Raw genomic sequence first — 25,828 nt, 5'->3', positions numbered from 1 at the left:
TTGCACCAACTCAGTGCGCCTCATCTGCCTCTGTCAGGCCCAGTGATTGCATAAATAGCCGGATAATCGGATTAATTTTCCGGCCTTTTTTCATCATCAGGCAGAACGGATTTTCGCGGCGCACCGATTCATCGCCCAATTCACACAGCTGCCCACGCGCAATAAAGGGCGCGGCATAATGTTCGGGTAAATAACCAATAAAGTGCCCGGTTAAAATCAGCATGGCGACGGATTCAACTTGTACGGCTTGCGCACCGCTGTCCTGTAATGGAATGAGGCGACGGTCATCGCGCGGCGTAACATATAAATGATTAATGATTTTCTGCTCACGTAATATTTCCACCGATATATTCTTATCACAAGATCCAGAATATAAAGGATGTGACATGGAGCAATATAATTTCGAATATTCTTTATAAAGTGGGAAGTAATCAAAATCACTTTTCATTTCATAAACCGGCGCAATACCACAATGAAATCGGCCTTCACTCATCCCGCGTTCAATATCATCTAATTGCGCAGTCTGTAAGCGAATCTGCACCTTTGGTGCTTTCTGGTGCAACTGTTGCACCGCCGCGGTGACCGGGGAGTGCGGATCAGAAATGGTGTTATCCACCACGCAAATCGCGATGTCGCCCAGCAGTTCATTACGGCTGTTGTGCAGACGTTCGCGGAACAGATTCAGCGAAACGAACAGCTCCAGCGTGGCCTGATAGACATTAATGCCGTACTGCGTCAGCTCAAATCCTTCGCGCCCCCGGCTGCATAACGTCATGCCGAGGCGAATCTCCAGATCGGAAACCTGCTTACTGATGGCGGCTAAACCAATATTCAGTTCGTTGCTGGCAGCGGTTAATCCTCCGGCTTCCACTACGCATTTAAATACCCGTAGCAATTTTAAGTCGATATTACTCAGTGCCAGAACCGCATTATCGCCGCGATTATTTGCATTGTTTCCAGACTGGGAAACTTTACTTTCCATCTTTGCTATTCAACTCCGGAATAATTGCGGTGAAAGTACAGTGAACCTGAAACATGACGTATTTACCAGTGCGAGCGTGAAATAAGTTTTTATTATCACCTCTGGTTCATTCATATCTTTTTCATATCGCTGACGAGTATCTGCAAGGGGAAATAGCATGTCTGATAATGCCGAACTGTTATGGGGTGCGCGCTTTAAAGCGGCACCGGCGGCCAGTTTAACCGCGCTGTCGCGCAGCCCGGATTATTACTTTGCCCTGGCACCTTACGATTTAGCGGGATGCCGGGCACATGCCCGTGAGCTGGCTCGCGGCGATCTGCTGAGCAGCGAAGAACTCAATACTATGCTGGCGGCGATTGATGCGCTGGATGCTGATTATCGTGCAGGCAATCTGCACCCGATTGCGGCTGATGAAGATGTCCATACCTTCATTGAACGCGCGCTGACTGAACGCTTAGGGCCACTGGGCGGCAAACTGCGTGCAGGTCGTTCGCGTAACGATCAGACCGTCAACGATTTGCGCCTCTACCTGCGTGATAACGGCCGCAAAGTGGTCAGTGCGTTACTGGCACTGCAGCAATCTTTGGTTGAGCAGGCCGCACAGCACACCGAAAGCGTGGCGCCAGGCTTTACCCATTTACAGCAGGCACAGCCGATTGTGTTTGGTCATCAACTGCTGGCCCATGCGCAATCTTTTGCCCGCGATATCGAGCGCATGCAGGACTGGGATCGCCGCAGTGCCCGCTGCCCGCTTGGTGCGGCAGCGATGGCCGGATCGGCGATTGCGCGCCAGCCGGAAAAAGCGGCTGAAGATCTGGCTTACCTCGCACCCTGCGAAAACTCGATTGATGCGGTGGCCAGCCGCGATTACGCCGCAGAATTCCTGTTCGTCACCAGCATGATAGGTATCAACCTGTCGCGCCTGTGCGAAGAAGTGTGCATGTGGGCTTCGCGCCAGTTCCGCTGGGTGGAGTTGCATGACAGCTATGCTACCGGCAGCTCAATCATGCCGCAGAAGAAAAACCCGGACATCGCCGAACTGACGCGCGGTCGTTCAGGCCGTTTAGTCGGCAACCTGATGGCGTTGCTCACCACCATGAAAGCCATGCCGCTCTCCTACAACCGCGATCTCAGCGATGACAAACGTAACGTGATTGATGCCGTGGACACGCTGCTGCTGGTGCTGCCTGCCATGGCCGGCATGATGTCGACACTGAAATTCAACACCGACGTCATGCGCGAACAGGCACCGGACGGTTTCACTCTGGCCACCGAAGTGGCCGACTGGCTGGCGATGCGCGGCGTGCCGTTCCGTGAAGCCCATGAAATCACCGGTCAGCTGGTGCAACTGTGTGAACGCGAAGAGTGCGGCCTGTCCGACCTGAGCGATGCGCAGTTGCAGGCCGTCGATGCACGTTTAACGCCAGAAGTGCGCAGGGCCCTGACGCTGGAAGCGGCACTGGCGGCACGCAGTGGCTATGGCGGCACCGCCCCGGCACGCGTACGCGAACAGCTCGCGCGCTTGCAAATCCTGATGCAGGACCAGCAGCGCTGGACTGAAGATTACGCTGGCCCGCGCGCCTGAGGAGACGTCTATGTCCCAATCCACCCCGGTTGAACCCAGCTTGAAAAATAGCCGCGAGCAGATGCATTACGATCTGGATCGCTATCAGGTGGTGCCACGCCGCTATTACGGCCGCATCACGGCTTCAGCGGTGATCCTGGTGCTGATGGCATTGCTGGTCAACGCCTTCGCCCACGGCAACATTGAATGGTCGTTTGTCGGCCAGTTCTTTACTGCCCAGGCAATCCTTAATGGCGTGGTGAACACGCTGATTATGTCGGTGCTGGCGATGGGGCTCGGCATCCTGTTCGGTGTGATCACCGCGATTATGTATATGTCGCCCAATCCGGTGCTGCACTACATCGCCGTGGGTTACGCCTGGATCTTCCGTGGCACGCCGCTGATTCTGCAACTGCTGCTGTGGTTTAACCTCGCGCTGGTGTTTCCCACCATCAGTATTCCCGGCGTGTTCAGCGTACAAACCGTCACCATCATGACGCCATTCCTTGCGGCACTGCTGGGTCTGAGCATCAACCAGGGGGCTTATACCTCCGAAGTGGTGCGCGCCGGGTTGTTGTCCGTGGATACCGGACAGTACGAAGCGGCGAAAGCGATTGGTATGCCGCGTCTGCAAGCGCTGCAGCGCATTATTCTGCCGCAGGCGATGCGTGTGATTTTGCCGCCGGTGGGTAACGAATTCATCAGCATGATCAAAACCACCAGTCTGGCCAGCATGATTCAGTACTCCGAACTGCTCTACAACACGCAAACCATTTACTTCGCCAATGCGCGCGTGATGGAACTGCTGTTCGTAGCCGGCATCTGGTACCTGATCATTGTCACCGTGCTGTCGTTTGGTCAGAGTCGCCTTGAGCGCTTCTTCTCACGCGGCCACCGCCAGCGTCAGTAATTGGGAGAGAGAGATGAGAAACATCGTGCGCGCCGTCAAGGTGAACAAATATTTCGACCAGTTCCATGCGCTGAAGGATGTCAGCCTCGAAGTGAATTACGGCGAGGTGATGTGCATCCTCGGGCCATCCGGCTCCGGTAAAAGTACCTTCCTGCGCTGCATCAACCAGCTGGAAAAGGTCGATCAGGGTGGCATTTGGGTCGACAACGAATTAGCGGGCTATCGCATTGCGGGCAACAAACTGCATGCGCTGAGCGATAAGCAAATTGCCCGCCAGCGTCTGCAAACTGGCATGGTGTTCCAGCGCTTTAACCTGTTTCCGCACAAAACCGCGCTGGAGAACATTATCGAAGGGCCGTGCCGCGTGTTGCTGCGTCCGAAGCGTGAAGCGGCGGAAGAGGCGATGGCGCTATTGGATCGCGTCGGCCTGGCACATAAAGCGCACGACTATCCGCAGTCACTGTCCGGCGGGCAGCAGCAGCGTGTGGCGATTGCCCGTGCGCTGGCGATGAAACCGAAACTGATGCTGTTTGACGAACCCACTTCGGCACTGGATCCGGAGATGGTCGGCGAAGTGTTGGCGGTGATGCGCCAGTTAGCAAAAGAGGGCACCACCATGCTGGTGGTCACTCACGAGATGGGCTTTGCCCGTGAGGTGGCGAACCAGGTGGTGTTTATGGACGAGGGACGCATCATCGAGCAGGGCGCACCAGAAGACATTCTGTTGAACCCGCAAAACCCACGGATGAAAAACTTTATTAACGCGATTCTTCTTTAACGTGACCGGGGTGAAAAACATGAAAAAACTGTTATTGAGTGCCATCAGTGCCGCGCTGTTACTGCAATCTACTGCCTGGGCGGATATCGCCGTACCAGCGGCTATTAAAGAAAAAGGCCTGACCGTGGCAATCATGCCGAACTATCCGCCAATGGATTTCAAAGATCCGGCCACCAGCCAGCTTACCGGTGTGGATTACGATCTCGGTCAGGCGATTGCGGCCAAGCTGGGCGTGAAGATCAACTGGCAGGAGATCGCCTTTGAGCAGATGGTGAACGCGGTGGTGACCAAGCGTGTTGATTTGGTGATGTCCGGTATGACCGACACCAAAGAGCGCCAGAAAGTGGTGAACTTTATCGACTACTTCAAAACCGGCCCACAGTTCTACACCCAGGCCGCTCGCAGCGACATCAACAGCGCCATGGATCTGTGTGGTAAGAAGGTTGGCACCAGCCGTCGTACTACCTTCCCGGTAGAGATTGCCAACTGGTCTAAAGCGCACTGCGAAGCCGCTGGTAAGCCAGCCATCATCGTCGTTGGCGCCGAAGGGACGGCGGATGCACGTACCCAGCTGCGTCAGAACCGTCTGGATGGCGTAGTGCAGGGGAGTGAAACGCTGCCATACATCATGGATCTTGAGAAAGGTAAATATAAGCCGCTCGATAAAGCCTTCTCCTTCCAGTACACCGGCATGGCAATTGGTAAAGATGCAGGCGAATTGACCACAGCTATTCAGGCAGCGATTGACGCGATGATTGCCGATGGCAGCTACCAGAAGATCCTCGCGAAATGGGGTCTGGCTGACAATGGCGTGACTCAGGCGACCGTGAACCAGGGCTAAAGGAGCGTAGCGATGCAACAACCGGGCGCAGTGCGCTGGCCGCAGGGGAAACGCGGCTGTATGGCGCTGGCGTTTGACCTTGATGGTCCCACCGGCGATGCCATGTTGAATGGCAGCCTGTGGTCAACGCCAGAATATTTCACCTTTGGTGCGTATGGGCCGTACCGTGCGCTCGGGCGATTGCTCGACCTGCTGCGTGCTTTCCAGATTCCCGCCACGTTTTTTGTACCAGCGTGGGTGGTGGAACAGTGGCCGCAGCAGTGTCAGGCGATTATCGAACAAGGCCACGAAGTGGCCTATCACGGCTATCGTCACGAATCTTTCTGGGCGATTTCGCCGGATGAACAGCGTGCCGTGATGGCGAAATCCGCTGAAATCTTTAAACAGCATTTGGGCATCACCGCCTGCGGTTTCCGCACGCCGTCAGGTGACTGGCATGCCGAAACGCCACAAATTCTGCGTGATGCTGGGGTGATTTACTCCAGCAGCATGCGCGGGGACGATCGTCCTTACAGCATCCCGGTGGCGGGTCACACGCCGCTGGTCGAGATCCCCGGTAAGTGGGAGATGGATGATTACGCCTCGCTGGCCTATACGCGCCAGCCTGACTTCCCGAAAGGCGGCGATCGTATTGCCAGCTATGCGCATACACGTGATAACTGGCAGCGCGAATTCGACGGCGCAATGGATGAAGGCCTGTGCCTGACCACCTTGTTCCACCCGAAAATTTCCGGCCAGCCGGGACGTATCCTGCTGCTGGAGCAGTTGTTTGAACATATGACGGCGCGTGACGATGTGTGGTTTGCGCGCTGTGATGCGGTGGCGCAGTGGTATCTGCAGGAGCAACAGCATGACTGAATCTTCCCGCTGGCCGCTGGGCTTCCAGTCCGCCGCCATCCTGACCATCGATTTCAATGATATCCACGGTATTTTGACCCAGGCACCTGCCGTCGTCGGACGCGATAAAACCCTGTCGGTATGGCGTTATGGCACCCTACGCGGTGTGGATCGCTTGCTGGCGTTACTGGCAGAAAAACAGCTGCAAGCCAGCTGGTGCTTACCGGCAATTGTGGCGACAGAGCAGCCTGAACTGATTAAACGCATCGTGGCCAATGGCCATGAAATTGCCTGCAGCGGCGAGCGCCATGAAGACTTCTCGGCGTTGTCGCTGGAGCAGCAGCTCGCCAGCGTGACGCGCGGCTGTGACCAGCTGGCACAGCTTACTGGCAAACCGATTCAGGGTTTCCGCACACCAGCAGGACAGTGGAAACCGGGTCTGGCGGAGGCGCTGATGGATCAGGGGATTCGCTGGTCATCAAGCTGGCGCGGCGACGATCTGCCGTACTTCCATCCCGGCACGCGGCTGGTGGAATTGCCAATGCACTACACGCTGGAAGATGAACCCTATTTTGCCTTTAACCTGAGCCCGGCCATCCCGCCGGGGCAGTCGCGGATTGCACCTTATGCCGAAACGCTGGCGAACATGACACAAGACTTCCAGGGCTTCCACCGATTTGGCCTGTGTTATCTGCTGCGCCTGCATCCGGAAATTATCGGCACTGCCGGGCGCATCGGCTTGCTACGTGAACTGATCGAGACGCTGCAACAGCACAATGTGTGGATCGCCACAGCGGAGCAGGTGGCGGCGCATTGGCAAACGCAGCCGGACAATGATTTTTCCCATCCGGCAGAAGTGTTTACCCGCATCACGGGAGGTGCGCATGGCCTCGACGCTTGAACAACTGGCGGCATTTATCGCCGACACCCGTTTTGAACAGCTGCCTGACGCGCTGGTCGAACAGGCGAAGCGCCATCTGCTGGATACGCTCGGGGCGTCACTGGCGGGCAGCGACAGTCCTATCTGGCGCGAGTGTTTGTCATTGGCGCTCGCAGAAGGTGGGCATCAGCAGGCACAAGTGTGGGGAAGTGCAAAGCAGGTGAGTCCACGCCAGGCGGCATGGCTCAACGGCGTGGCCGCACATATGTATGAGTTGGATGATACCGGCGGCTGCGATCACTCTGGCGCGGTGGTTATTCCCGCCATTCTGGCGGCACTGCCTTTGGCGACGCAGCCGGTTGACGGCCAGGCGCTGCTGGTGGCAATGGTGATCGGTTATGACGTCGGACGCCGGGTGCTGGAAGCTTGCGGCGGCTACTCTGCGCATAACGGCGCAGGCTGGCACTCCACCGCCAGCTGTGGCGTGTTTGGTGCCGCAGCGGCGGTGTGTTCACTGCTGCTGCTGGATCGCGAGCAGTGCGCGTCGGCCATGGGCATTGCCGCCAGCTTTAGCGGTGGGCTGTGGGGCTTTATTCACGACGGCTCGCACACCAAAAAGCTGCATGCCGCACGTGCAGCTGAAGGTGGCGTGCAGGCGGCCTTGTTGGCGCAGCGCGGTATCAACGGACCCTCGGCGGTATTTGAAGCGAAGTGGGGCGGATTCCTGCAAACCCTGGCATCTGAAACACAGCAACCCGCTGCATTAACCGCCGACCTTGGCGTGGTGTGGAAGCTGGCGCGCTGCTCGATCAAGCCGTATGCCGCTTGTCGCGGGACGCATTCGGCGATTGATGCACTGGGGTTACTGCTGAAAGAACACCCGGTGCGTGTCGAGCAGATTGAACGTATCGTGGTAGGGCTGAATCCGTTCCTGCTGGAGATGTGCGGCGGACGTGAGCTGCAGAGCCTGGCGAGTGCACAGATGAGCCTGCCGTATGCACTGGCGGCGCGTGCGCTGTACGGCTCCGCTGAATTGTCCAGTTACGATGATGCCAAACGCCTGCATCCTCAGGTTGAAGCCTTTATGGCGCGGATTGAGCTGGTGATTGATGAGCAGCAGGGCCGCGACGACGAGCCGTGGGTGCGGATTGAAACGCAACAGGGCGAGCAGTGGCAGCAGCATGTGCCGGTGCCATCGGGTGCGCCCGCGAATCCGCTGAGCCTTGAAGCGCTGCTGGCTAAATACCGCAGCTTAGCGGGGCGCGTGTTGCCGGTTGAGCAGGTTGAACAGCTGGAAGCGATTTGCATGGAGTTGGATGACGTCGCAGATGTGCAGGAAGTGGTGACGCTGCTGGCTCGTGCATAGGGTGTAGGTGTAAAAATTTGCACCTAAACCTGTCGCAGTGCCTTGGGGATGCAGGTTAATTTTTATCTCCGCAATTTTATTTTCAGGCGCTGCTGTTACTAATAGGCGGTGACGCAGGCCGGGGGCGCTTTGGCGCTGGCGTCCTCGCGCCGCTGACGCGGTACCCTCACTTCGTTCGTCTGCCTGACGGAACGGCGGGGGATGGCACATCCCTGTGCCGCCCCGCCTTTCGCCCGCGTCCTGCGGGCTATCCTGGCAGACTCACTCAGTTCGGCGCTGCGGATTGTCTAGGCCAAATCGCCCCCAGCCTGCTCATTAACCATCGTGCTTGCTGTTAAATGCAGCCTGGTTTTAGTCCATAGCGGGCATGTTGATCCAGATCTTCCAGACTGCTGCTGAAGTGCGTGCTGGTGAAAAGGGCAGACTGTTTTCGATAATAGCGTCTGAGGTGATCCAGATATCCCAGCCAGCTGATTAGCTGAAGTGCTTGCTGTTGAAAAGGGCACATTGCGTAAGGCCGCAGCACCGCTGATGCTGCAAGGGCTATCCGCAGCGCTAAGGCTTCTACGTTGGGATGAGAGATCCACACAGGGATGACCCCAATTTTACGGTCTGCTGATCAACTGAAGTGAATGCTGTTGGAAGGGGCACAATATTTGAGGCCGTAGCACCTCTGATGCTGCAAGGGCTATCCGCAGCGCTGAGGCTTTTACGTTGGGCCAGGAGATCCACGCAGGGATGCGTGGATCAGTTCGGGGCCGACCAGGGATGGTCGATCCCCGAACGGTCCCTAGGCACGACGTGGAAGCCGAGGGCACCGCGTCAGCGGCGCGAGGACTGCCCGGCAGCAGCAGAGGTGCTACGGCCCGCACTCAGCACAGGACTCCCCCCGAACTAAACACCCCTGCACTATACGTTCTCACTCCGTACTAGTATTCGGCCCAGAATTAAACCCGCTCAGCCAACCCTTCAATCCGCTGCATTGCCTCCAGCAGACGGGCTTCAGTCACGGTGACTGACATATTCTCCATATCCGGCGCATGCACAGATTCACGCACAATCAGCGCCAGCTCGGCATCATCCAACTCGGCAATCTCACGCAGCGTCAATGGCACACCGCAGTCACGCGCCAGACGCATCTCATCCAGCACCTCTTCATCGCTGCGATCTTCCAGCGCCAGCAGGCACAAGTTGCCAAAGCCAACCAGCAGGCCATGACCAAACTCACGTGTCTTATCGCAGAAGGTAAAACCTTCATAAATCGCATGTGAAGCCGCTGCGTGGGCGCCGTTGCTCATCAGCGAGGTCAATCCGGCCCAGGTAAAGATCGCATCCAGCACCTGGTCCAATGAGGCGCTGCTTTCGCCGCGCAACACCGCCGCATAGGCCGCCGGGCCGTGTTCCGCGATCACGTCATAGCAAATCTGGCTATGTGCCAGCGATGACAATGCATTGCCTTCGCGCGCCGGATGGCGGACGCTAACCGCGCGGAACTCATACCATTTTGCCAGGGTGTCGCCCAGACCAGCAGCCAGCCAGCGAGCAGGGGCTTTGGCCAGCAACTCACTGTCGATGATTACTGCCGCAGGGGCCTGTGGCAGCGGGAAAATATCGAAGAAATTGCCGTTATCGTCGTAGCGAATGGTCAACGGCGTCACTGCTGAGCAGGTGGCGGCAATGGTCGGGATGGTGATAAACGGCAGCCCCAACTGCGCACCCACGGCTTTCACCGTATCCAGCGACTTACCACCGCCGACGCCAATGATCACCTCTGCCTGCAACTCGGTGGCGATGGCGGCCAGACGGTTAATCTGGTTAATCGAGGTCTCACCACCAAACCACTCCTGCGCCAGCAGCGTCACGTTGGCTGACAGCAGTTGAGCGCGCACCTGCGCTTCCACCGATTGTAATGCCTGATGGCCGCCGATCAGCAGGGCGCGTTTGCCCAGCCCCGCGCAAATCTCGCCCAGTTGATTGATCACACCCGCGCCGCGCAACACGCGCGCCGGAAACACCAAATTCTGTTGTGTCATGCTTTCTTCTCTGTGTAACGGACGCCGGGCAATACGCACAGCATCTCATAAAGGATATTGGCCGCCAGCTGGGAGGTCATGCCGCTGATATCGTACGGCGGTGACACCTCGACCAGATCGCCACCGACCAGATTGAGTCCGCGACAGCCGCGCACAATCTCCAGCCCCTGCATCGAGGTCAGGCCGCCCACTTCCGGTGTACCGGTGCCGGGCGCCCATGCAGGATCGAAACTGTCGATGTCATAGCTGAGATACACCGGACCGTCGCCGATGCGCGCTCGCACTTCAGCCATCAGCGGCGCCATGGAGCGATACCAGCATTGTTCGGCAGGCACCAGATGGAAGCCCTGATCGATACCCCACTGAAAATCATCGGCAGCGTAGCCTTGAGCGCGCTGACCAATTTGCACCACGCGCTGGCAGTCAAGCAGGCCTTCTTCCACCGCGCGGCGGAATGTGGTGCCGTGGGCGATCTTCTCGCCAAACATCTCATCGTTAGTATCGGTATGGGCGTCAATATGGATCAGGCCCATCGGCCCGTGCTTCTTTGCCAGCGCGCGCAAAATCGGCAGCGTCAGCGTGTGATCGCCACCGAGCGTTAACGGGATAATCGGCCAATTGTTCAGCTCGGTATAATAGTTTTCGATGATATCGACCGACTTCAGCAGGCTGTAAGTATTGATGGGCACATCGCCGAGATCGCCGACGCGCAACGATTCAAAAGGGGCTGCGCCGGTTGCCATGTTATACGGGCGAATCATCACTGAATCGGCGCGAATGGCGCGCGGCCCATAGCGCGTACCGCTGCGTTGCGATGTTCCGATATCCAGCGGAATGCCTACAAACGCCACATCAAGATCGGCAGGGGATTCGGCAGCGGGCAAACGCATCATGGTGCCACGGCCAGCGAAACGGGGCATCTCGTTGCCACCCTGCGGCTGAGGAAAATCGGTCATCACGAACTCCTTCGGCTAAGTGAGTCTTATCATGGCCTGAGGGAGGCGCGGGAAAAATCCTTGACAGTAAATAATCACTTCATAGATTGGTTAACTTTAGTCAGTAATCACTGAAGGAAATGCGGTGCAAACATTACCTAATCTCAAACTGCTGCAGGTGTTTGCCAGCGTGGTGGAAAATCAGGGCTACTCGCGTGCACAGCAGGCGCTGAATATGACCACCCCCGCCATCAGCGCTTACATGAGTGAGCTGGAAACGCAGCTGGGGTTTATTCTGTGCCAGCGCGGACGTGGCGGCTTTACCCTCACTACCAAAGGCGAGCAGTTTCATCGCTACAGCCAGGAAATGCTGGCCACGCTGGCGGGTTGGCAGGAGCAGGTCGAGACGCTGAAAAGCGCGCAAGGTGGCACCTTTTCACTGGGCGTAGTGGATGCGACAGTGACTGACAGTACGCTGGACCTGCCGGCAGCAATTGCGCGCTTTAATCAGCGTTTTCCGGCGGTATTTTTTAATCTCAGCGTGCGCGATCCCAATGAACTGCAGCAGCAGTTACTGGAAGACCGCCTTGATCTGGCAATCGGACACTTTCCACTGCGTGCCAGCAATCTGGTCACCATTCCGCTTTATGAGGAACAACACTGGTTGTATTGCAGTCCTCACCATCCACTGGCGCAGGGCGATCCGGATATGCGCACCGTGCAGCAAACCGGCATGGTGACGCGGCGTTACTGGAATCAGCAGGAGTTAAACAAGCGCGGCTTCCGCCAGACTAACGCCTCAGTGGAGAGTATAGAGGCGCAGTTGACGCTGATCCTCTCCGGGAGATATATCGGCTATTTGCCGGAACACTACGCGCAAAGCGGAGAACAGCAGGGCACGCTATGCCGCTTGTTACCTCAGCATTTTCACTTCCGCGCACCGTTTTCGTTTGCCTTCCGCCGTGGACGCGCGCGCGAAACGCTGATCCGCGCGATGCGTGAAATTCTGAATCCAGCGCGAAAAAATAGCAGTGAAAGCTGACGCTGCGCCGATACTGTGTAAAAATACAGGCCAATTCAGCAAACAGTAATCAACATGGCCCTGACAGCAGCGATAAAAAGCCAGATTGCGCAATGGTATAAGGCGCTGCAGCAGCAGGTTCCTGACTTTATCCCCCGTGCGCCACAGCGTCAGATGATCGCTGAAGTGGCGAAAAGCCTGGCCGGTGATGAAGGCCGCCATCTGGCGATTGAGGCCCCCACCGGCGTGGGCAAAACCTTGTCTTATTTGATCCCCGGCATCGCGGTAAGCCGCGCCGAGGAGAAACGGTTAGTGATCAGCACCGCCAACGTCGCGCTGCAGGATCAAATCTTCAGCAAAGACCTGCCGCTGCTGAAAAAAATCATCCCCGATCTCACCTTCACTGCCGCATTCGGCCGTGGCCGCTATGTCTGTCCGCGCAATCTCGCGGCGCTGGCTGCGACGGAAGATCAGCAAGGCGATTTGCTGCTGTATCTCGATGAAGAAGCGGTAACCGGGTCGAAAGAAGAGCAGAAGTTCTGTGCCAAACTGGAAAAGCAACTCAGCAGCTACAAATGGGACGGCCTGCGCGATCACTCCGATGTCTCAATTGATGACAGCCTGTGGCAGCGCCTTTCCACCGATAAAGCCAACTGCCTGGGGCATCACTGTCGCTGGTATCGTGAATGCCCGTTCTTTGTTGCACGTCGTGAAATAGAACAGGCGGATGTGGTGGTGGCGAACCATGCGCTGGTGATGGCGGCGATGGAGAATGAATCCGTCTTACCGCCTGCCAAACACCTGATGCTGGTGCTGGACGAGGGCCATCATCTGCCGGAAGTGGCGCGTGACGCGCTGGAGATGAGTGCGGAAATCACTCCCGGCTGGAGCAGTTTGCAGCTCGATCTGTTTGTGCGGTTGGTGGAAACCATCATGGCACAGTTCCGCCCGAAATCGCCGCCACCGCTGACCAACCCTGAGCGGTTAAAAGGCCATTGCGATGAGATGCGTGAACTGCTGCAAATCCTGTGCGACGCGCTCAATCCGCTGTTACCCGCGCACAATCAGCCGGGTGAGTTTCGTTTTGTGCTGGGTGAGTTGCCGGAAGAACTGATGACGATGTGCGCACGGCTTTTCAAACTGAGCGATGCACTGCGCGGTTTGAGCGAAGGGTTACTCAATGAGCTGGGTGAGCAAACCGGCAAAGCCGACATCATGCGTCTGCATCGGGCGATTATTCAGCTTAACCGCCAGTTCGGCTGGTTCGAATCAATCAGTAAACTATGGCGGCTGGCGGCGATGGAGAAAGCTTCCAACGCGCCGGTATCGAAATGGATTACCCGTGAAATTCGGGACGGCCAGGCGCATCTGCTATTCCACTGCGCCGGGATTCGTGTCAGCGATCAGCTGGAGAAACTGCTGTGGCGCAAGATTCCGCATGTGGTGGTGACCTCGGCGACCTTGCGTTCACTGAACAGCTTCAATCGGCTGCAAGAGATGTCAGGGCTAAACGAGAAAGCGGGCGATCGCTTTGTGGCGCTGGATTCGCCATTTAATCATGTCGATCAGGGCAAGCTGGTGATCCCGCAAATGCGCTATGAACCGCTGATGGCTAATGAAGCGGAGCACATTGCCGAGATGGCAGGCTTTTTCCTGCAACAAATGGCAGAAGAGAAGCACAAAGGCGTGCTGGTGCTGTTTGCCAGCGGGCGCGCGATGCAGCAGTTTGTCAGCCATGTCAGCGCATTACGCTTATCGATGTTGGTGCAGGGCGATCAACCTCGTTCGCGCTTAGTGGAGCTGCATCGCCAGCGAGTCGAAGCGGGGCAAACCAGTATTCTTGTTGGACTGCAGTCTTTTGCTGAAGGCCTGGATTTAAAGGGCGATCTGCTGACGCAGGTGCACATCCATAAAATCGCTTTTCCCCCGGTAGACAGTCCGGTAATTTTGACCGAAGGGGAGTGGTTGAAGAGCCTGAAACGCTACCCGTTCGAAGTGCAGAGTCTACCGAGCGCTTCGTTTACGTTGATTCAGCAGGTCGGCCGTCTGATTCGTAGCCATCACTGCTTTGGGGAGATCGTGATATACGATCGGCGACTGCTTAATAAAGCTTATGGCAGTCGGCTGCTGGCCGCCTTACCGGTGTTTCCGATTGAGCAACCTATGGTGCCCGAAGCCAGCATCAAACCAGCGGTCAAAGCAGTGGTTAAAGCCCCGGTAAAATCAGCGAAGCGTAAAAGTAAGAAATCTTAGGTGTGCCCAGACGCACATCAATGACCTTTTGGCAGCCGGTTATCGGCGCGCCCTGGAAGCGGGAATGCCCTGATGGAACTGAATAAAATTATCAAAGAGATTGGGCGCGGTAAGAACCACGCGCGCGATATCGATTTCGACACCGCCGTTGCACTTTACAGCGCGATGCTGGCGGATCAAGTACCCGAACTGGAACTTGGTGGTGTGCTGATCGCCCTGCGTATCAAGGGCGAAGGCGAAGAGGAGATGCGCGGTTTTTACCACGCCATGCAGCAGCAAATGATGCAGTTGCAGCCGCCCGCCAATCGCCCGATGCCAATTGTGATCCCCAGCTACAACGGCGCACGTCGTCAGGGCAATCTCACGCCGCTGTTAGCTTTACTATTAAGCAAACTCGGGTTTCCGGTGTTGCTGCACGGTGTGAGTGACGATCCAACCCGCATCACCACCGAAGCTGTACTGGCAGCGCTGGATATTGCGCCGGCCACCACTGCGCAGCAGGCACAAGCGAAACTGGAGAGCGGTGAGCTGGCGTTTATCACCATCGATCACCTGTGTGCACCGATGGCAAAACAGCTGTCGCTGCGCTGGCGTATGGGCGTGCGTAACAGCGCACATACGCTGGCGAAGCTGGCGACGCCGTTTACCGAACGTGCCGCGTTGCGTCTGGCGAGTGTTTCCCATCCGGAATATGTGCCGCGCGTCGGCAAGTTCTTCCAGGATATTGATGCACCCGCCATCCTGCTGAATGGCACCGAAGGTGAAGTGTATGCCAACCCACAACGCTGTCCGGCGATTAACTACATTGGCGGTGCGGGCGCAGAGGCGGAAGTGTGGGTAGAGCGCCAGCCAGAAATCAGCGTGGAACTGCCAGAAAGTAAAAATGCGCAAGACACTGCAGACTGGATCAAACAGGTGCTGGCCGGCGAACGTGCCGTGCCGCAGGCGCTGCGTTTACAGCTGGCGTGCTGCTTAGTGGCCACCGGGGAGTCAGCGACGCTGGATGAGGCGGAAACGCGATTGCAGCAAGCTGGGATCTGACGGGTAAATCAATACCCGCAGCCTTGGGTTGCGGGTCAAACGCACAGTCGAGAGAGGATATAAAATCAATCGTGCAATCGTGCAATCGCGCAATCGTGCAATCGTGCATCGAGGGGTTTTGCGGGGTGGGTGCATAGCGGGCACGTAACCGATTCCCTTCAGCTTGAGTCGCGCCGTCGAATCTATTGCTGCCTGATACAATGCCGATTGAGATTGCTGGTTTTAGAAATCCGCCAGTCAGGCTTTAACCAACATGCCACCTCGATTGATATTCCTGGGTTACGCGAATCCTGCCAGTCAGGCTTTGACCAGCACGCTCTCCACCAGTTGCTGCCAGAAGCGGATACCAATCGGTATCAGATCATCATTGAAATCATAATGCGCGTTGTGCAATGGGGCGGAGGGGGATGCGCCATCGGCACCGAGCCAGAAGTAAGCACCCGGGCAGGATTCCAGCATACAGGCGAAATCTTCCGAGGCCATGGAGGGATTCACCTGCCAGTGCATCTGCGATTCACCTAACACGCGCTGGGCAACCTCGCGCACCTGTTCCGCTGGACCGGCATGGTTGGCGGTGACGGGATAACCCGAATACCAGTGAATCTCGCCGCTGACGCCAAACGGGCGCGGCAGGGTAGTGACAAAATCTTCAATCAGACTGCGCACGCGGTCACGTACGTCAGTCTGCAAACATCGCACCGTACCACGCAGCACAATCTGCTCGGGAATCACATTGATCGCCTCACCGCCGTGGATCTGCGTCACGCTTACCACCGCTGACGCCAGCGGTGACAAACGGCGTGACGGAATGGTTTGCAGCGCCATGATCAGCTCTGCTGCCACCACCATCGGGTCGGCACCGCTCTCCGGCATCGCCGCATGACAGCTTTTGCCGTTCAGGGTGATTTCAAAGGAATCGAGCGAGGCCATCATCGCACCTGGATTCACCGCCAGCGAGCCCACCGGCAAACCTGGCCAGTTGTGCATGGCGTACACCGCATCCATTGGGAAACGGGTAAACAAACCTTCTTCCACCATTTTCCGCGCACCGCCAAGATTCTCTTCCGCGGGCTGAAAGAGGAAGTGCACCGTGCCTTTGAAGTTGCGCGTCGCGGCCAGTTGGCAGGCCGCCGCGAGCAGAATGGCCGTGTGTCCGTCGTGACCGCAGGCGTGCATCACGCCGGGACGGGCAGATTTCCACTCCGGCGCGCCTTTTTCGGTAATCGGCAACGCGTCCATATCAGCGCGTAAACCAATCACCGGGCCTGGGCCGTTTTCCAGTGTGCCAATCACGCCAGTGCCTGCCAGGCCACGGAACACCTGTAACCCTGCTTCAGCGAGCACGTTCGCAACCAGTTCACTGGTTTGTTGCTCCTGATAACCGAGTTCAGGATGTTGGTGTAACTGACGACGCCAGTTCAGGGCGTTTTCCAGCAGGACGGCAGGCAGGCTCATAAAGTAAGGCTCTCCATCAGCAGCAATGGCTGCGATTTCTCTGACACGTAACGTGATGTCTCCACTGTAGTGGTAAGCGCAGGGCGGCGTCTATCGTGGAAAGGAATAATTTGGCTATAGGGTATAGCGGAATGGAATATAGCAGCGGGGGCGCTCGGTCGGCATACCTGCATGCCGACCTTACACATGTGGAGAAAGGTGCGCAGTCATGCGCACCGGGAAATTTACTTCTGCATCGGCAGGTTCAAGCCATGTTCTTTCGCGCAGCTCTGCGCCAGTTCATAGCCTGCATCCGCGTGACGCATCACGCCGGTTGCCGGGTCATTCCACAGCACACGGCCAAGGCGCGCGTCGGCTTCGGCAGTGCCGTCGCAGACAATCACCACGCCGGAATGCTGCGAGAAGCCCATGCCGACGCCGCCGCCGTGATGCAGGCTAACCCAGGTCGCGCCGCCTGCGGTGTTTAGCAGGGCATTCAGCAGCGGCCAGTCGGAGACAGCATCCGAACCGTCTTTCATCGCTTCAGTTTCACGGTTTGGTGAGGCGACGGAACCACAGTCCAGGTGGTCACGGCCGATGACGATAGGCGCTTTCAGTTCACCGTTGCGCACCATTTCGTTGAATGCCAGTGCGGCTTTATGGCGCTCGCCCAGTCCCAGCCAGCAGATGCGCGCTGGCAGTCCCTGGAAGGCAATACGTTCCTGCGCCATGTCGAGCCAGCGGTGCAGGTTCTTGTGCTCCGGGAACAGCTCCTTCAGCTTGGCATCGGTTTTGTAGATATCCTCTGGATCGCCTGACAGCGCCACCCAGCGGAACGGACCTTTTCCTTCGCAGAACAGCGGGCGAATATAGGCGGGTACGAAGCCCGGGAAATCAAAGGCGTTTTTCACCCCTTCATCCAACGCTACCTGACGGATGTTGTTACCGTAATCCACGGTCGGCACGCCCATATGATGGAAGTCGAGCATGGCCTGCACATGCACCGCCATTGACGCGCGAGCGGCTTTTTCGACCGCTTTAGGATTGCTGACGCGCTCGGCCTGCCAGCGATCCAGATCCCAACCCACTGGCAGATAGCCATTGATTGGATCGTGTGCAGAAGTCTGATCGGTGACGATATCCGGCTTCATGCCACCCGCTTCGGCGCGCTTCACCAGCTCCGGCACGATTTCCGCAGCGTTGCCCAGCAGGCCAACGGAAATTGCCTGCTTCGCTTTGGTGGCTTTCTCAATCAGATCCAGCGCTTCGTCTAAGGTATAAGCTTTATGGTCAACGTAACGGGTGCGCAGACGGAAATCGATGCGGGATTCCTGGCATTCAATCGCCAGCACGCTGGCACCGGCCAGTACGCCCGCCAGCGGTTGTGCGCCGCCCATGCCGCCCAGGCCTGCTGTCAGGATCCAGCGACCGCTCAGATCGCTGTCATAATGCTGGCGACCGGCTTCGGCGAAGGTCTCAAAGGTGCCCTGCACAATGCCCTGTGCACCGATGTAGATCCAGGAACCGGCGGTCATCTGGCCGTACATCATCAGGCCGGCTTTATCCAGCTCGTGGAAATGATCCCAGTTAGCCCAGTGTGGCACCAGGTTAGAGTTAGCCAGCAGCACGCGAGGTGCATCGGCATGAGTACGGAACACGCCCACTGGTTTACCCGACTGGATCAGCAGGGTTTCTTCAGGCTGCAACGCACGCAGTGAACGCAGAATCTGCTCAAAGCACTCCCAGTTACGCGCGGCTTTACCGATACCGCCGTATACCACCAGATCTTCCGGGCGCTCGGCCACATCAGGATCGAGGTTGTTCTGGATCATGCGGTAAGCCGCTTCAATCAACCAGTTCGCACAATGCAGTTCGTTACCGCGCGGCGCACGGATTTCACGGGCAACAGCCTGAGATAAAGTTTCGCTCATCATCAATTCCTTAAAGGGAAGGTGAACGCTGGCTTGGCAGCAGCGCAGTCAAAGATTCAGGCCAGGCGTGACTGCTGGCCCACAGACGCATGGATTCGATATCCGGCGCCATTAAACGGTCTTGATCAAGGAAGGCAACGCTCTCGCGGATGCGACTCATCTCTTGTTCCAGCGCAGTCGAGCTTTGCAGTGGACGATGGAAGTCGATGCCTTGCGCCGCAGCCATGGCTTCAATGCCGACCACGGCAGCGGTGTTAAAGCACATATCACCGAGGCGACGCGCGGCGTAGGTGGCCATCGACACGTGATCTTCCTGGTTCGCAGAGGTCGGCAGGCTATCCACGCTACCCGGATGCGCCAGCGATTTGTTTTCAGAAGCCAGTGCGGCAGCGGTGACCTGGGCAATCATAAAGCCAGAGTTGACTCCGCCATCGCGCACCAGGAATGGCGGCAAGCCAGAGAGACCAGTATCCAGCAGCAGCGCCATACGGCGCTCGGAAATGGCGCCGATTTCGGCAATCGCCAATGCGATGATATCGGCGGCAAATGCCACAGGTTCGGCGTGGAAGTTACCGCCCGAAATCACATCACCGCTTTCACTGAACACCAGCGGGTTATCAGAGGCCGCGTTGGCTTCGATTTGCAATACACGCGCCGCATGGCTGAGGTTGTCTAAACACGCGCCCATCACCTGCGGAACGCAGCGAATCGAGTAGGGATCCTGCACGCGACCACAATTGGTATGTGAGCTGAGGATTTCACTGCCTTCCAGTAAGGAAGAAACGGCAGCGGCCACCGCGATTTGCCCGTGCTGACCGCGCGCCTGATGAATACGTGCATCGAAAGGTTTTACCGAGCCTTTGATCGCTTCCAGTGACAGCGCGCCGGCCATCAGACCTGCGGCGAACAGGTTCTCAGCTTCAAACAGGCCACGCAGTGCCAGGGCGTTGGAAACCTGGGTGCCATTCAGCAGTGCCAGACCCTCCTTCGGTCCCAGCACAATCGGCTGCAGGCCGACGCGTGCCAGCCCTTCGGTGGCAGGAATCAGTCCTCCGTCAACGCTTACCTGGCCCTCGCCCAGCAACATCAGTGACAGATGGGCCAGCGGTGCTAAATCGCCGGATGCGCCAACCGAACCTTTTTCCGGGATACACGGCATCACACCGGCATTAAACAGCGCCAGCAGGGCTTCGATTAACTGGATACGTACGCCGGAGTGACCGCGTGCCAGGCTGATGATTTTGGTGGCGACCACTAAGCGCGTGACGTTATCGGGCAGTAAGTTGCCCAAACCCACGCTGTGCGACAGCACCAGATTGCGCTGCAACTCTGCCAGACGCTCAGCAGGAATCTGTGTCTGAGCCAGTTTGCCGAAGCCGGTATTGATGCCGTACACCACTTTGCCTGATGCCACGATGGCATCGACGGTTTCATTCGCGCGATCGATGGCCGCACGAGCGTCATCCGCTAACGTGAGCGTCACCTTGCTTTGATAAATCGCCCGCAAGGTCGCGAGGTCCACTTCACCGGGAACGAGGCGAATTTCCTGAACCGAACCTGACATAGTCTACTCCTGTCTATACAAGTGATCGGGTACTACCTGCAAGCCCTGAGTTTGCGATGTGGCATGGGGTAGCACCATTGAATGAGCTGAGTGAAGCATAAGTGTCTAATCTTGTCTATACAAGTAGCAAGGGCTGTGCCAGATTGATTGGATTCTGTGAAATGCGCCGCAATGCGGGATGTGTCATCCAGCCGCAGCCGCATTGCACCGAAACAGGGAGAACGCTGCACTGTTAACGGGCTGTCTGCACAATTGGATGTATATACATTTACGTGCTGAGACAGTAAACTTTGGGCATTATTCGGAAAAGGAACAGGATATGGCGGAGCAAACGGCAATAGCGCAGCTGGCCGCAGCGATGGGCGATGAGCCAGCACCGATTTATCAGCGCGTGAAACAGGCGATCGTCAGCCAGATCCGTGAAGGTCACTGGAAAGCGAATCAGCGCGTACCGTCCGAAAGTGAGCTGGTTAACGAGCTGGGCGTGAGCCGCATGACCATTAACCGCGCACTGCGTGAACTCACCAGTGAAGGGTTCCTGGTGCGTATGCAGGGTGTGGGCACCTTTGTCGCGGAGATGAAGGGTTACACCGCGATGCTGGAAGTGCATAACATCGCCGATGAAATTGCCCAGCGTGGTCATCGCCATAGCTGCAAAATTTTGTCGATTGGGCAGATGAAGGCCGATCCGGAGCAGGCCGCTGTGTTGGGCTTATCCACCGGGCAGACGCTGTATCATTCGTTGATTGTGCACTACGAAAACGATATGCCGGTGCAACTGGAAGATCGTCTGGTCAACCCGCTGGTGGCGCCGGATTACCTCAGTCAGGATTATCATCAACTGACGCCCTACACCTATTTGATGCGTGTGGCGCCGTTGACCGCCGGTGAGCATATTGTGGAAGCGGTCCTGCCCGATTTGCGCCAGCGTAAACATCTGGCGCTGGATGAGCACGAACCCTGCTTGTTGATTCGTCGTCAGACCTGGAGCGACAACAAGATTGTGACTTACGCGCGCCTGCTCTATCCAGGCTCGCGCTATAAGTTACTGGGGCGTTTCAGAGGACACGGCTAAGCACCACAAACAGCAGGCTGGCATCCGAGGTTCGCGGTGCCAGCTGCGTCTCTTCATCCAGCCACCACATTCCCTGATTACCCGTGATGCGTTTGCCGTCCGTACTCTGCCATTCGCCGGATAATACCCACGCGACACCGTGTTGGCTGGTAGCGGCGTGTTGCACAACCTCCACCTGCGCCTGCCAGCTGTCGCGGCGCGTCATGATATTGAAATCCTGACAGCTGCCGCTGATCTGTGCCTCAATCGACCATTCCCCGGGAAATGCCCACGGCTGACGCGGCAACAACGCGTGTTCGACGTTCTCGCTGCGCAGCACCACGCTATCGCCATTCAGCAGCGTGATCACACGATCGATACCGGGGAACGGCGAGAAAGGTCCGTCAGCATCGATGGTGGCAATACTGGCGCGCCAGCCAAACTCTGCCTCACCTGGCGGAAAGCTGACGATTTCACGCGTTTCGCCGCCGCCGTTGCGCCAGCGGCTCACGGGCAGCTGGCTGTAGTCGAAATACGTTCTCATTGCAGTGCACTCATGGCCTGGGCGAAGCGCGCGGCTGCGGCTTCTTCAGCGGGATGATGGCCCTCGCTGATCACCTGATTACCGGCAACAAACACATCGCGGATCTGGCTCTGGCTACCGCCAAACAGCCAGCGGTTAAGAAGTGATGCTGAACTCACGCTGCCCAGGAAGGCATCGTTTTCCAGCACCAGCCAGTCGGCGCGTTTGCCCACCGCCAGTTCACCGGTGTTGATGGCGCACGCCTGCGCACCGCCTTGTGCCGCCTGCTGCCACAGCAGATCGCCCACAGAAGGCTGATGGGGCAGGGTGATTCGGTTGCGACGACGATCGCGCAGGCGCTGACCGTACTCCAGCCAGCGCAGCTCTTCCTGCGCGCTGAGCGATACATGGCTGTCCGAGCCAATGCCCCAGCGTCCACCCTGGGCAATGTATTCCACCGCCGGGAAGATGCCGTCGCCAAGATTGGCTTCGGTGGTCGGACAGAGTCCGGCAATCGCACCGCTGGCCGCCATGCGTTGGATTTCGCTGTCGTCCAGATGGGTGGCATGAATCAGGCACCAGCGCTGATCTACCTCGAAGCGATTGTAGAGCCAGTCCACCGGACGTTCACCGCTCCACGCCAGACTGTCATTCACCTCTTTTTCCTGCTCCGCCACATGAATATGCACCGGCACATCAGCAGCGCTGGCGGCCAGCACTTCACGCATCTGGGTTTCATTCACCGCGCGCAGCGAGTGGAAACAGATGCCATGATTAAGCAGCGGTTTATTGGCGCTCCATTGCGCTGCGCGTTGCTGTTGTTGCAGATAAGCATCGGTCTGCTGGATGAAACGGCGCTGGCCATCGCTGGCGGGTTGCGATCCAAATCCGCTGAAGCTGTAAAGCACCGGCAGCAACGTCTGACCGATCCCGGCCGTCTCGGCGGCGGCAATCAGGTTGAGCAGCATCGCGTCATCGGCATAGGGTTTGCCCTGCGCATCGTGATGCAAGTAGTGGAATTCCGCCACCTGGCTATAGCCGCCTTTCAGCATATCGATGTAGAGATGGGTGGCGATATCGCCGACCTGCTCAGGCGACAGGCGCTGCACCATGCGGTACATCAGATCGCGCCAGGTCCAGAAGCTGTCCTGCGGATCGCCCGCCACTTCAGCCAGCCCGGCCATGGCGCGCTGGAAGGCGTGCGAATGCAGGTTAGCGATAGCAGGGAGCACCGTGCCAGCAAGGCGAGTGGCGCTGCCTGGCGTGCTGTCAGGGGTAAGTTCAGCAATCTGTCCGGATGCGTCAGTGGTAATCAATACGTCTTCATGCCAGCCGTCGGCCAGCAGCGCGCGTGGGGCAAAAAAAACGGCCATGGTTGATCCTTTAGGGCGGAAAGTTGTATATACATATACATACTTTAAGACGCACTGTAAATCGTCAGACGTGAAGGGGAGTGGGATGGCAGAAGCGAAGCAGATCGACAGCCTGTGGCTGGGGGCCGATATCGTCACCATGCGAGACGGGCACTATAACCTGATTGCCGACGGTGCGCTGGCGGTGGATAACGGCGAGCTGATTTGGGTAGGACCGCGCAATGAACTGCCGGATTTTGCCCCGCGTACGCAGCAGCAATTTGACGGTGGCATCATCACGCCGGGTCTGGTCGATTGCCATACGCATCTGGTGTTTGGCGGCGATCGCAGCCAGGAGTTCGAACAGCGTCTGAACGGCGTCAGCTATGCCGAGATCGCAGCGCAGGGCGGCGGTATTCTCTCCACGGTGCGTGCTACCCGCGCGGCATCACAGCAGGAGTTGGTGGCAAGCGCGCGCTGGCGTCTGGATCGATTGCTGGCAGAAGGCGTCACTACAGTGGAGATTAAATCGGGTTATGGCCTCGATGAAACCAGCGAGCTGACCATGCTGCGCGCCATCCGCGAATTGGCGGAAACGGTGCCCGCCGATGTGCTCTCCACCTGCCTTGCCGCGCACGGCTTCCCGCCCGAGTTTAAAGAAAACCCACAAGGCTGGATCGATATCATCTGCAATCGCCTGTTACCGCAGGTGAAAGCGGAAGGGCTGGCGGATGCCGTCGATGCCTTCTGCGAACATCTCGCCTTTTCCCCTGAGCAGGTTAGCGCGGTGTTTGATCAAGCCAAAGCGCTGGGGATGCCGGTTAAACTGCACGCTGAGCAGTTGTCCGCGCTCGGCGGCGCCACGCTGGCGGCTGAATACGGCGCCTTGTCAGCCGATCATCTTGAATACGCCACCGAAGCCGATGCGCAAGCGATGGCGCAACACGGCACCGTTGCGGTGTTGCTGCCGGGCGCGTTCTATCTACTGCGCGAGACCCAACGCCCACCAGTGGATCTGTTCCGCAAACACGGCGTGCCAATGGCGCTGGCCAGCGATGCCAATCCCGGTACTTCTCCGGCGCTGTCGCTGCGTCTGATGCTCAATATGGGCTGCACGCTATTTGGCATGACCCCGGAAGAAGCGCTGGCGGGTGTGACCCTGTGGGGGGCGAAAGCGCTGGGATTACAGCATTCGCACGGTTCGCTTGAGGCCGGCAAGGTGGCAAACTTTGTGCACTGGCCGCTGGCGCGTCCGGCAGAACTGGTTTACTGGTTGGGCGGCGAATTGCCGTGCCAGGTTATCTATCGTGGAGAAGCGCAATGACACCTTTTCATTTCACCGCCGGTAAGCTGCCGCTGCTGGTCAGCATCCCGCATGCGGGCACCCAGTTAACGCCTGAAGTGGATGCCGGATTAAGCGACGCGGCACGCGGTTTGCCAGATACCGACTGGCACATTCCGCTGCTTTACGATTTTGTGCGTGATTTAGGGGCCAGCGTGCTGGTTGGCCACTACTCACGTTTTGTCATCGACCTGAATCGTCCGCCGGATAACCAGCCGCTGTACACCACCGCCACCACCGGCCTCTATCCTGAGACGCTGTTTGACGGCACGCCGACCTTCGCCGAGGGGAAAACCCCCAGCGCCGCCGCGCGTCAGGGTTATCTCGATAATATCTGGCAGCCGTATCACCAGCAGATCCAGCAAGAGCTGGCGCGAATGAAAGCTGAACACGGTTATGCACTGCTGTTTGACGCCCACTCTATTGCTTCGGTGATTCCGCGCTTGTTTGATGGTCAGTTGCCGGATATCAACATTGGCACTAACAGTGGTGAGAGTTGCTCGACAGCGGTGATCGAAGCGATTAAAGAGGTTTGTGTCGCGCAAAGCGATTACAGCTGGGTGGTTAATGGTCGTTTCAAAGGCGGCTATATTACGCGTGCCTACGGTCAGCCGCAGCAGGGCGTACAGGCCGTACAGCTCGAACTGGCGCAGCTGAATTATATGGATGAAACCCCGCCGTTTGCCTGGCAGCAGGATCGCGCCGCGCAGCTGCAGAAAGTGTTGAAACCGATGATGCAGGCATTTTTACAGGCCGGAAAGCCGCGTTAATTGCCTGAGTCGTATGGGAAGACGTCGTGCTTGCCAGGGCTGATTTGCATCAGACTGCCACCTTCAAAAGTGGCAGTTTTTTATGGGTGTTGAAGTGCAAACTCATGCCACGCGCCATCCCCATCTCGCTTCCATCTTAAACCCTGACATCCCTATAACAGTGCAATTGCGCCCCAAAAATGTGCATCCATACGTCCGTGCCGTGACCATTCCCTGATTCCGCCGCCTCTGCCGATCTGGCACACCGCTTGCTAGGTTGTATGTACAAGTAAAGACCACGTGGTAATTATCACTTTTTATTCTGGCTGGCTCACAAAAAGCTTATGCCGACAATGATCTGCCGCAAGCTAACTTGTATATACATGAAATGTCATCTGCGCTGTATCAGCCAACAGAGACAGCCAATTCGATTAATGA

Annotated in this window: 21 protein-coding genes; 13 read left to right on the top strand and 8 right to left on the bottom strand. The window is 57.4% G+C overall.

The features are described from left to right. Nucleotides 1–10: 10 nt before the first annotated feature. On the bottom strand, nt 11–982 hold the full coding sequence (locus tag AC1MDE_RS09655; RefSeq protein ID WP_058962194.1) for a LysR family transcriptional regulator: 972 nt from the start codon (nt 980–982) through the stop codon (nt 11–13). 157 nt (nt 983–1,139) lie between these two features. Between AC1MDE_RS09655 and argH the strand changes: the two genes are divergently transcribed. The 7 genes from argH to AC1MDE_RS09620 are packed head-to-tail and all read left to right on the top strand — an operon-like array spanning nt 1,140 to nt 8,158. After that, nucleotides 1,140–2,567 (top strand): argininosuccinate lyase, encoded by a 1,428-nt coding sequence (argH, locus tag AC1MDE_RS09650; protein ID WP_480344511.1) that lies wholly within the window; start codon nt 1,140–1,142, stop codon nt 2,565–2,567. Nucleotides 2,568–2,577: 10 nt separating this feature from the next. Beyond that, nucleotides 2,578–3,456: an amino acid ABC transporter permease gene (locus AC1MDE_RS09645; protein WP_058962196.1), complete on the top strand. Its 879-nt coding sequence runs from the start codon at nt 2,578–2,580 to the stop codon at nt 3,454–3,456. Nucleotides 3,457–3,469: 13 nt separating this feature from the next. Beyond that, nucleotides 3,470–4,234 carry an amino acid ABC transporter ATP-binding protein gene (locus AC1MDE_RS09640; protein WP_038648005.1) on the top strand — a complete coding sequence of 255 codons (765 nt, stop codon included), beginning with the start codon at nt 3,470–3,472 and terminating at the stop codon, nt 4,232–4,234. 19 nt (nt 4,235–4,253) lie between these two features. Then, on the top strand, nt 4,254–5,075 hold the full coding sequence (locus AC1MDE_RS09635; RefSeq protein ID WP_058962213.1) for an ABC transporter substrate-binding protein: 822 nt from the start codon (nt 4,254–4,256) through the stop codon (nt 5,073–5,075). 12 nt (nt 5,076–5,087) lie between these two features. After that, a complete protein-coding gene (locus AC1MDE_RS09630; protein ID WP_034820981.1) occupies nt 5,088–5,933 on the top strand; it encodes a polysaccharide deacetylase family protein in 846 nt (281 codons plus the stop codon). Continuing rightward, entirely contained in the window at nt 5,926–6,813 is an 888-nt protein-coding gene (locus AC1MDE_RS09625) for a polysaccharide deacetylase family protein (protein WP_058962197.1), read from the top strand. Before AC1MDE_RS09630 ends, AC1MDE_RS09625 begins: the two co-directional genes overlap by 8 nt. Continuing rightward, nucleotides 6,797–8,158, top strand: coding sequence for an MmgE/PrpD family protein (locus tag AC1MDE_RS09620; protein WP_479398149.1), 1,362 nt, complete (start codon nt 6,797–6,799; stop codon nt 8,156–8,158). The genes AC1MDE_RS09625 and AC1MDE_RS09620 overlap by 17 nt, the downstream gene beginning before the upstream one ends. Nucleotides 8,159–9,105: 947 nt before the next feature. On the opposite strand, the gene AC1MDE_RS09615 is transcribed toward AC1MDE_RS09620, so the two are convergent. Together AC1MDE_RS09615 and speB are read right to left on the bottom strand one after the other, a co-directional pair. Continuing rightward, on the bottom strand, nt 9,106–10,191 hold the full coding sequence (locus AC1MDE_RS09615) for an iron-containing alcohol dehydrogenase family protein (protein WP_058962199.1): 1,086 nt from the start codon (nt 10,189–10,191) through the stop codon (nt 9,106–9,108). Further along, the gene (gene speB, locus AC1MDE_RS09610; protein ID WP_058962200.1) at nt 10,188–11,147 is read right to left on the bottom strand and encodes an agmatinase; all 960 of its coding nucleotides are present in this window, start codon (nt 11,145–11,147) and stop codon (nt 10,188–10,190) included. Before speB ends, AC1MDE_RS09615 begins: the two co-directional genes overlap by 4 nt. A gap of 124 nt (nt 11,148–11,271) precedes the next feature. On the opposite strand from speB, the gene AC1MDE_RS09605 reads away from it, so the two are divergent. The 3 genes from AC1MDE_RS09605 (at nt 11,272) to ybiB (ending at nt 15,441) form a co-directional block, all read left to right on the top strand. Next, complete coding sequence (locus AC1MDE_RS09605) at nt 11,272–12,168, top strand: LysR family transcriptional regulator (RefSeq protein WP_058962201.1); 897 nt, start codon at nt 11,272–11,274, stop codon at nt 12,166–12,168. Between the two features lie 54 nt (nt 12,169–12,222). Then, nucleotides 12,223–14,400 carry an ATP-dependent DNA helicase DinG gene (dinG, locus tag AC1MDE_RS09600; RefSeq protein WP_058962202.1) on the top strand — a complete coding sequence of 726 codons (2,178 nt, stop codon included), beginning with the start codon at nt 12,223–12,225 and terminating at the stop codon, nt 14,398–14,400. A 72-nt stretch (nt 14,401–14,472) separates the two neighbouring features. Then, nucleotides 14,473–15,441, top strand: a complete 969-nt coding sequence (gene ybiB, locus AC1MDE_RS09595; protein WP_058962203.1) for a DNA-binding protein YbiB — start codon at nt 14,473–14,475, stop codon at nt 15,439–15,441. A 297-nt stretch (nt 15,442–15,738) separates the two neighbouring features. Here ybiB and AC1MDE_RS09590 read toward each other — a convergent pair whose 3' ends face one another. The 3 genes from AC1MDE_RS09590 to hutH form a co-directional block, all read right to left on the bottom strand. Continuing rightward, nucleotides 15,739–16,896 carry a M20 aminoacylase family protein gene (locus tag AC1MDE_RS09590; protein ID WP_058962204.1) on the bottom strand — a complete coding sequence of 386 codons (1,158 nt, stop codon included), beginning with the start codon at nt 16,894–16,896 and terminating at the stop codon, nt 15,739–15,741. A gap of 224 nt (nt 16,897–17,120) precedes the next feature. Then, nucleotides 17,121–18,806, bottom strand: a complete 1,686-nt coding sequence (gene hutU, locus AC1MDE_RS09585; protein WP_058962205.1) for a urocanate hydratase — start codon at nt 18,804–18,806, stop codon at nt 17,121–17,123. 10 nt (nt 18,807–18,816) lie between these two features. Continuing rightward, nucleotides 18,817–20,370: a histidine ammonia-lyase gene (gene hutH, locus AC1MDE_RS09580; RefSeq protein ID WP_480344510.1), complete on the bottom strand. Its 1,554-nt coding sequence runs from the start codon at nt 20,368–20,370 to the stop codon at nt 18,817–18,819. Between the two features lie 319 nt (nt 20,371–20,689). On the opposite strand from hutH, the gene hutC reads away from it, so the two are divergent. Continuing rightward, the gene (hutC, locus tag AC1MDE_RS09575) at nt 20,690–21,445 is read left to right on the top strand and encodes a histidine utilization repressor (RefSeq protein ID WP_034820947.1); all 756 of its coding nucleotides are present in this window, start codon (nt 20,690–20,692) and stop codon (nt 21,443–21,445) included. On the opposite strand, the gene AC1MDE_RS09570 is transcribed toward hutC, so the two are convergent. Together AC1MDE_RS09570 and AC1MDE_RS09565 are read right to left on the bottom strand one after the other, a co-directional pair. After that, nucleotides 21,429–21,968, bottom strand: a complete 540-nt coding sequence (locus AC1MDE_RS09570) for a HutD/Ves family protein (RefSeq protein WP_480344509.1) — start codon at nt 21,966–21,968, stop codon at nt 21,429–21,431. The two genes, hutC and AC1MDE_RS09570, sit on opposite strands and share 17 nt — an antisense overlap. Beyond that, nucleotides 21,965–23,320 (bottom strand): formimidoylglutamate deiminase, encoded by a 1,356-nt coding sequence (locus tag AC1MDE_RS09565; protein ID WP_480344508.1) that lies wholly within the window; start codon nt 23,318–23,320, stop codon nt 21,965–21,967. Before AC1MDE_RS09565 ends, AC1MDE_RS09570 begins: the two co-directional genes overlap by 4 nt. 85 nt (nt 23,321–23,405) lie before the next feature. On the opposite strand from AC1MDE_RS09565, the gene hutI reads away from it, so the two are divergent. Both hutI and hutG read left to right on the top strand, forming a co-directional pair. After that, complete coding sequence (gene hutI, locus AC1MDE_RS09560; RefSeq protein WP_480344507.1) at nt 23,406–24,623, top strand: imidazolonepropionase; 1,218 nt, start codon at nt 23,406–23,408, stop codon at nt 24,621–24,623. Further along, nucleotides 24,620–25,411 carry an N-formylglutamate deformylase gene (gene hutG / locus AC1MDE_RS09555; RefSeq protein ID WP_479402771.1) on the top strand — a complete coding sequence of 264 codons (792 nt, stop codon included), beginning with the start codon at nt 24,620–24,622 and terminating at the stop codon, nt 25,409–25,411. The genes hutI and hutG overlap by 4 nt, the downstream gene beginning before the upstream one ends. Nucleotides 25,412–25,828 lie beyond the last annotated feature (417 nt).

It is taken from the genome of Pantoea folii, assembly GCF_056678875.1.
The sequence above is the reverse complement of the archived record's forward strand: the minus strand, read 5'-3'. Positions and strand labels throughout refer to the sequence as shown.